This is a genomic window from Streptomyces sp. CBMA123 (assembly GCF_014596465.1).
Taxonomy (GTDB): domain Bacteria; phylum Actinomycetota; class Actinomycetes; order Streptomycetales; family Streptomycetaceae; genus Kitasatospora.
Genome location: NZ_MECK01000265.1, coordinates 1 through 7124, shown reverse-complemented (window position 1 = coordinate 7124; position 7124 = coordinate 1). Strand labels below are relative to the sequence as shown.

2 protein-coding genes are annotated in these 7124 nt (G+C 76.6%); both read right to left on the bottom strand.

Features of this window, described 5'->3' with window-relative positions; all coding sequences use genetic code 11:
* On the bottom strand, positions 1-5627 hold a 5627-nt coding region (locus tag BG452_RS26235; RefSeq protein ID WP_188306819.1), incomplete at its 3' end, for a type I polyketide synthase.
* Between the two features lie 29 nt (positions 5628-5656).
* A partial coding sequence (locus BG452_RS26230; protein ID WP_188306818.1) for a thioester reductase domain-containing protein occupies positions 5657-7124 on the bottom strand: 1468 nt, incomplete at its 5' end.

Genomic DNA, 7124 nt, shown 5'->3' with positions numbered 1-7124 from the left:
GTCGCGAGGGCGTCCAGGAAGGCGTTGGCCGCCGCATAGCCGGCCTGGCCGGCCGTCCCGACGACTCCGGCGGCGGAGGAGCAGAGCACCAGGGCGACGGGGGTGGGGAGGTCGCGGGTGGCCTGGTCCAGCCACCGGGCGGCGTCCGCCTTCGGGCGCAGCACGGCGACGAGGCGGTCGGGGGTCTGCGAGCCGACCACCGCGTCGTCCAGGACGCCGGCGGCGTGGACGACGACGGTCAGCGGCGCCTCGGCCGGGACGCCGGCGACCAGCGCGCGCACCTGCTCGCGGTCGGCGGCATCGCACTGGACGGCCTCGGCGTGGGCACCCAACTCGGCCAGTTCGGCGCAGAGTTCGGCGGCGCCTGGCGCCGCCGGGCCGCGCCGGGAGGCGAGCAGGAGGCGGCGGATGCCGTGCCTGGTCACCAGGTGGCGGGCGATCAGCCGGCCCAGCAGTCCGGTGCCGCCGGTGATCAGTGCGGTACCGGCGGGATCGAGCACCGGGCCGTCGGTCGCGGGCGCGGCCGGGGCCAGGCGGGGCACCCGGACGGCCACGCCACGGACGGCGAACTGCGGTTCGTCCGCCGCCACCGCCTCGGCCAGGGCGGCGCCGACCGCTCGGACGCAGGCCTCGGGGGTCGCGTCGGCGGGCAGGTCGAGGTCGGCGAGGAGGAGCCGGCCGGGGTGCTCGGTCTGCGCCGAGCGGACCAGTCCGCCGACCGCGGCCTGCGCCGGGTCCACCGGCTCGTCCTGTTGGGTCGCGACGCCGTACCGGGTGGCCACGACCAGGCGGCGGTCCTCGAAGCGGGGTTCGGCGAGGAAGGCCTGGACGGCCGTCAGCACCCGGGTGGTCGACCGCCGGACGCTCTCGGTGTCATCGGCGGCCTGGTCGGCCATCGGCAGGAGCAGCAGCCAGTCCGAGGATTCCGGCAGCGCCGTGAGGTCCGCGACCGGCGTCACGCGGACGGGCTCCGCGCCCCGCGCGGGCAGGTCGCGCCAGGCGATCCGGAACAGCGCTCCCCCGTCGGCCGGTGCCTGCGACCGGGGTGTCTCCGGCCAGTACCGCCTCCCCCGGAACGGGTAGGTCGGCAGGTCGACCCGGCGCGCGCCGGGCGGGATCAGCGGCGTCCAGTCGACGGGCACGCCCCGGACGAACGCCTCCGCGAGCGAGCGGGCGAACCGGCCCCGGCCGCCGTCGCCGCGGGTCAGCGTCCCGCAGACCGCGGCCGCCGGACCCGCCCCGGTGTCGGCGAGGGTCGCCTCGATCGCCGCGCCCAGCACCGGGTGGGCGCTGATCTCGACGAAGGCCGCGAAGCCCTCGTCCGCGAGCGCCCGTAGCGCCGGTTCGAAGCGCACCGGCCGGCGCAGGTTGCGGTACCAGTAGTCGGGCCCGACCGGGCCGGTGAGCCACGCGCCGTCGACCGTCGAGTACCAGGGCACCGCCGGGGCCGAGGACCGCACCCAGTCCAGGAGCCGGAGCAGCTCAGATTCCAGCTCCGCCACCTGCGCGGTGTGGGAGGCGTAGTCGACCGGGATCATCCGCACGTCGATGCCGCGGCCCGCCAGTTCGCCGTGGAAGTCGCTGAGCGCCGTGCTCGCCCCGCCGACCACGGTGCGCTCCGGCCCGTTCACCGCGGCGATCTCGACTCCCTTGCCGCAGGCGCGGATCCAGTCCCGGACCCGGCGTTCGGGCAGCGGTACGGAGAGCATCCCGCCGCTGCCCGCGAGCCGCTCGCCGATGGCCCGGCTGCGCAGGGCGACCGTCCGGGCGGCGTCCGCCAGGGTCAGCGCGCCCGCCACGCAGGCCGCCGCGATCTCGCCCTGGGAGTGGCCGAGCACCGCCGCCGGGCGGACGCCGTAGGACTCCCAGAGGGCGGCGAGCGAGACCATCACGGCGAAGGACACCGGCTGGGCGACGTCCACCCGGTCCAGCGGCGGGGCGTCCGGCGCGCTGTGGACGACGTCGGCGAGCGACCAGTCGACGTACGGGGCGAGGGCCCGCTCGCAGGCGGCCATCCGCTCCGCGAAGACCGGCTCGGCCTGCCACAACTCCCGCCCCATTCCTGCCCATTGGGTGCCCTGGCCAGGGAAGACGAAGACCACGTCCTGGTCCGTCCGGTCGGCCGGTACGGCTCCCGTGACCAGTCCGGGCGCCTCCCCGCCCGCCGCCAGGGCCCGCAGCGCCGCGCGGACGGCCGCCGGCTCCGCCGCCACCACGACGGCCCGCCGCTCGAACAGGGTCCGCCCGGTGATCAGGGACAGCGCCGCGTCCTGCGGGCGGACCCCGCCGTCCAGCAGCTCGGCCAGCCGCCCGGCCTGGGCCGCCAGCGCCTCCAGTGTCCGCGCGGACACCGGCAGCGGCACCAACGGCGGCACGAGCGGCGGCACGAGCGGTGCCGACTCACCGTCAGAGGCGTCCGCCCGCTCTGGCGGGGCCTGTTCCAGCACCACATGGGCGTTGGTCCCGCTGATCCCGAAGGAGGAGACCGCGGCCCGGCGCGGGCGCCGCCGCTCGGGCCAGCGGCTGGTCTCGGTCCGCAGCCGCACCGCGCCCCCGGACCAGTCGACCCGGCTGCTCGGCCGGTCGACGTGCAGGGTACGCGGCAGCACCCCGTGCTGCAGCGCCAGCACCGTCGCGGCCACGCCGACGGCGCCGGCCGCCGCCTGGGTGTGGCCCAGGTTGGACTTCACCGAGCCCAGCAGCAGCGGCTCGGCGCGGTCCGGCCCGTAGGCCGCGATCAGCGCCTGGGCCTCGATCGGGTCGCCCAGCACGGTGCCGGTGCCGTGCGCCTCCACCGCGTCGACCTCGTCCGGGCCGAGTCCGGCGTCGGCCAGGGCCCGGCGGATCACCCGCTGCTGGGCGGGGCCGTTGGGCGCGGTGAGGCCGTTGGAGGCGCCGTCCTGGTTGACGGCGGAGCCGCGCACCAGCGCGAGCGGGCGGCGGCCGGCCCTGCGAGCGGCCGAGAGCCGTTCCAGCACGAGGACGGCCGCGCCCTCGGCCCAGCCGGTACCGTCCGCGGCTTCGGCGAACGGCTTGCACCGCCCGTCAGGGGCGATGGCGCGCTGACGGGAGAACTCGACGAAGGCGTCCGCCGTGGCCATCACCGTCGCGCCGCCGACCAGCGCCATGGTGCACTCGCCGGTCCGCAGCGAGCGCAGCGCCAGGTGCAGGGCCACCAGCGAGGAGGAGCAGGCGGTGTCCACCGCGACGGCCGGGCCGTGGGTGCCGAGGACGTACGCGACCCGGCCGGCCGCGATGCTGGTGGCGCCGCCGGTGACCCGGTAACCGTCGGCCGCCCGGGAGACCGGGACGCGCTCGGTGTAGCCGTTGGCGAACACGCCGGTGAACACCCCGACGTCCTGGCCGCGCAGGGCGGTGGGGGCGATGCCGGCGCGTTCCAGCGCCTCCCAGGTGGTCTCCAGCAGCAGCCGCTGCTGGGGGTCCATCGCGGCGGCCTCGCGCGGGGAGATGCCGAAGAAGTCGGCGTCGAAGAGCGCGGCGTCGTCGAGGAAGCCGCCGTGCCGGGTGTCGGAGCGGCCGGGGGCCTCGGGGTCGGGGGCGCCGAGGGTGGCGAGGTCCCAGCCGCGGTCCTCGGGGAAGCCGGAGACGGTGTCCCGTTCCTCGGTGAGCAGCTGCCACAGTGCCTCGGGGGTGGTGATGCCGCCGGGCAGCCGGACGGCCATGCCGGTGATCACGACCGGGTCGTCCTCGGCGGCCTCGGGGGGCGGCGGCTGCTCGTCCGCTGGAGTGGTTTCGCCGAGGCGGGCGCGCAGCAGCTCGACCACGGCGGCCGGGGTCGGGTGGTCGAAGGCGAGTGTCACGGGCAGGGTCAGGCCGGTCGCGGCGGCCAGCTGGTCGCGTAGCAGGACGGCCTTGAGCGAGTCCATGCCGAGTGCGGCGAAGCTCGTGGTGGCGCCGTAGCGGCGGCCGGGCGGGAAACCGAGGGCCGTCTCGGTGGCGGCGGCGACCAGGGCGGCCAGGCCGTCCCGGCCGGTCGGGCGCGGATCGGTCGGGCAGGGATCGGTCGGGCAGGGGTCGGTCGGGCGCGGGGCCGGCGGGGCGTCGTCCCCACTGGGCAGCAAGGCCCGCAGCGCCGCCTGGTCCGCCTTCCCGGCGCCGTTGCGCGGGATCTCCTCGACCAGGTGCAGCCGGACCGGGAGCTTGTGCGGAGCCAGCCGGTCGGCGGCGAACTCCCGTAGCGCCTCCAGGGTCGGGGCGTCGCCGGGCTCGGCCACGGCCACCGCCACCACGGTCTCGCCCCACTCCCGGTGCGCGGCCCCGAGCACGGCGACCTCCCGCAGACCGGGGCAGCCGGCCAGGGCCCGTTCGACCTCGGCCGGGTAGACCTTCTCGCCGTTCTGGATGATCACGTTCTTCAGCCGGTCCACCAGGTACAGGCAGCCGTCGGCGTCCAGCCGTCCCAGGTCGCCGCTGCGGAACCAGCCGTCGGCGTCCCGCAGGGTCTGCTCGCCGCGCCAGTAGCCGGGTGAGACGTGCTTGCCGCGCACCCACACCTCGCCCGGCTCGTCCGGCCCGGCGACGTCCGCGCCGGTCTCCGGGTCGACGATCCGCAGCTGGGTGAAGGGCATCGCCCGGCCCGCCGAGCCGGCCTTGGTGACGGTGAGTCCGGCCGGCAGGTAGCTGGCGAAGCAGGCGGTCTCGGTCAGTCCCCAGGCCTGCTGCAGCATCACCCCGCGCGCCGCGTAGTCGAGCACGAGCCCGGCCGGTACGGGCGCGCCGGCCACCACGGCGCCGCGCAGCGCGGAGAGGTCGGCCTCGGTGAAGCCGGGCTGGCGGGCGAGCAGGGCGTACATCGAGGGGACGGCGAAGAAGGTGTCGACCTTCAGCTCGACCAGGTCGCGCAGGGTGCGCTCGGGGTCGAAGCGGCGGCGCAGCACGGTGGTGCCGCCGTGGCCGAGGTTGCGCAGGGTGAAGCAGTTGAGCCCGCCGATGTGCGACAGCGGGGTGACCACCAGGTTGACGTCGTCCTCGCGGGTGGCCATCGCCGCGTCGATGTTGGCGGCGTTCCACCAGATGTTGCCGTGGGTGAGCCGCACGCCCTTGGGGCGGCCGGTGGTGCCGGAGGTGTACAGCAGGACGGCGAGGTCCTCGGCGTCCAGCGGCGCGGGCGGGCGGGGCGGCTGCGCGGCGGCGGCCAGGGCGGCGGCCAGCGGCGTCCAGTGCGCGTCCGGCGCTTCGGTCACCGGGCCCGGCGGTGCGGTCACGGGGGCGGCCGGGTCGTCGTCCACCAGCAGCAGCTGCGCCCCCAACGCCCGGTCCACCAAGGGCGCGTGGCCCGGCTCGGCCACCACCGTGCGGGCTTCGCAGTCCCGCAGCAGCTCGGTCACCTCGGCGGCGCCGAGCCGGTGGTTGACCGGGACGAAGGCGGCGCCGAGCCAGCTGCAGGCGAGGTACGTGACCAGCAGGGTCGGGCTGTTCAGCCCCAGGTAGGCGACCCGGCTGCGGGCCGTCACCCCGCCCTCGGCGAGCACCTCGGCGAGCCGCCCGGCCCGGTCCAGCAGCTCGGGGTAGCCGATGACGGCTTCCTCGTAGTGCAGGGCCGGGCCGGCTCCGGGCCGCTGGGCCGCGCGGCGCAGCGCGTCGATCGGGGTGATCTCCAGATGCATGGTCGTCCTCCTGGTCGGGCGGGGCGCGGTCAGGCGGTGGGTACGGGCGGGCCGGCGGGTCCGGGCGGTCCGGCGGGTCCGGCGCCGGCCGGGGGTGGCGGGAGCCAGCCGGTCCGGACGAAGAAGTCCACGTAGCGCCGGAACAGCGGCAAGTCGATCGGCGGGCAGGCGATGCCGGTGCCTGCCAGGGCCCGTTCGGCGACGGAGACGTCCATCAGCGGGTGGACGGCCTCGTGGCCGGCGATCCGCTCGAACGGGTCGAGCAGCGGGGTGAGCGCGTTGCCCGGGTCGGCACGCACCGCGCGCCGCCAGGCCGACAACTCCACCTCGGGCAGTGAATACCCCAACTCCCTCAGATATCCGGTCAGTTCACCGTACCCCTCGGTGCTGGTGTTCTGCAGGTGGAAGGTCCGGCCGGCGTTCCCGCGCTGTCCGGCGAGGGTGGTGATGGCCGCGCTGATGTAGTCGACGGGGGCCAGATGAACGGCGCCCGCGGCCGCCAGCCCGGCCGGGACGGCCCCGGCCTGGACCAGGCCCTTGAGGCTCAGCCAGAAGAAGTCCCTGGTCTGGCAGGCTCCGTGGACCTGGTCGCCGCAGATCACGTCGGCCCGGTAGACCGTCACGGGCAGTCCGCGCTCCTGGGCGATCGCCACCACCTGCTCGGCCACCCACTTGCTCTGCGCGTAGCCGTTGGCCAGCGCCTGTGGCGGGCCGGTGGGGGCCGACACGGCGCGCGGACCGGGCACCGCCGCCTCGGGCGTGAACACGGCGGTGGAGGAGACGTGGTGCACCGGCACCGTGCGGTGCCGGGCGGCCAGCCGGAGCACCTCCCGGGTGCCGTCCACGTTGGCGGCCCTGAGTTCGGCGTACGGGCGCAGCCAGTTGACGGCGGCCCCGGCGTGGTGGACCACGTCGACGATCCGGGCCAGCCGGTCGAACTCCAGCTCGGTCAGGCCGAGTCGGGGCTGCGCGAGGTCGCCGACCACGATCGCGAGCCGGTCCTGGTCGATCTCGTCCCACACCCGGTACCAGCGCAGCCGTTCGCGCAGCCGTTCGGAGGCCGCGGCGGGGTCGGCGGCGCGCACCAGGCAGTGGACGGTCGCCTTGGTGGAGCGCATCAGGTCGCGCAGCAGGAAGGCGCCGAGGAAGCCGGTCGCGCCGGTCAGCAGGACCTCCCGGGGCTCGGCGGCCTCCGCGACCACCTCGGCGGCCGGGCGCACCTCCTCGTCCAGGCGGACGTCGGCCGCGAAGTCCCAGGCCCCGGTGGTCGCGGCGGTCGCGGCGGTCGCGGCGAGTGCCGCCAGCAGGTGGTCCGCCAGCGCGGCCGGGGTCGGGTGGGTGAACACCGCCCCGGGCGCCAGCCGCAGGCCGGTCAACGCGTCCAGCCGGTTGCGCAGGTGGACGGCGGCGAGGGAGTCGAAGCCCAGCGCGGGGAAGGCGTCCTCGGCGCCGGGGGGAGGGCAGGTGGGGGGGAGCGGAAAAGGGGCGGGTAGGGAA